The organism is Clostridioides sp. ZZV15-6598, from assembly GCF_020657705.1.
GTDB lineage: Bacteria > Bacillota > Clostridia > Peptostreptococcales > Peptostreptococcaceae > Clostridioides > Clostridioides difficile_F.
The window spans coordinates 1-810 of record NZ_JAGWCS010000298.1; the positions used below are offsets into that span (position 1 = coordinate 1).

The window sequence follows — 810 nt, forward strand, 5'->3', positions numbered from 1 at the left end:
ATATAAGAATTAAATAATTATAAAGTATAGTTAACATTCAATAAACATTCATTATATATAATGAATAAGTTGATATTTTATTTAGGAGATGATTATATGAGAGTATTAATAATAGAGGATAATAAAGAGCTTTCTTATAATATAAAGATAGGGTTGGAAAATGAAGGATTAGTAGTAGATATAGCAAATTGTGGATTAGATGGAGAAGAAAAAGCATTTATAAATGACTATGATGCTATATTATTAGATTTAAACTTACCAGATAGAGATGGAATAGAGATATTAGAATTTTTTAGAAGTAATAATCTAAATACGCCCATAATAATTGTAACAGCAAGAGATGAAGTAAATGAATTGGCAAAAGGGCTTGATTTAGGAGCTGATGATTATATAGTAAAACCATTTCAAATTATAGAATTAAGAGCTAGAATACAAGCAGTTATAAGGAGATTTTATGGTAGGACAAATCCAAATATAGAGGCAGGTCCTCTTACAATAAGTCCATCATCTAGAAAAGTGTATGTGTATAACAAAGAAGTAAACTTAGGAACTAAAGAGTTTGATATAGCAGAATATATTGCAAGTAGATATCCAGATATCGTATCAAGTATAGATATATCAGAACATGTTTATGATGAATATTTTGACCCATTATCATCTGTATTAAGGGTACATATAGCTAGATTAAAAAAGAAATTAAGAGAAGTTGCAGGAAAAGAGATAATAATAACTACTAGAGGGATAGGATATTCTATATGCAAGGATTAAAAGATAAAAAAACTATAGTTTTAATTTTATATTCTGTTATAG

The 810-nt window shown here is 26.3% G+C and carries 1 protein-coding gene; it reads left to right on the forward strand.

What is annotated here, in order from left to right; genetic code table 11:
- The first annotated feature begins 96 nt into the window (after positions 1 to 96).
- Positions 97 to 768 carry a response regulator transcription factor gene (locus tag KGF50_RS21700; RefSeq protein ID WP_227849980.1) on the forward strand — a complete coding sequence of 224 codons (672 nt, stop codon included), beginning with the start codon at positions 97 to 99 and terminating at the stop codon, positions 766 to 768.
- The last annotated feature ends 42 nt before the right edge of the window (positions 769 to 810 follow it).

What these genes read in the sequence shown, in the direction of transcription:
- KGF50_RS21700 (WP_227849980.1), top strand. Translation starts at nt 97, where the DNA reads ATGAGAGTATTAATAATAGAGGATAATAAAGAGCTTTCTTATAATATA.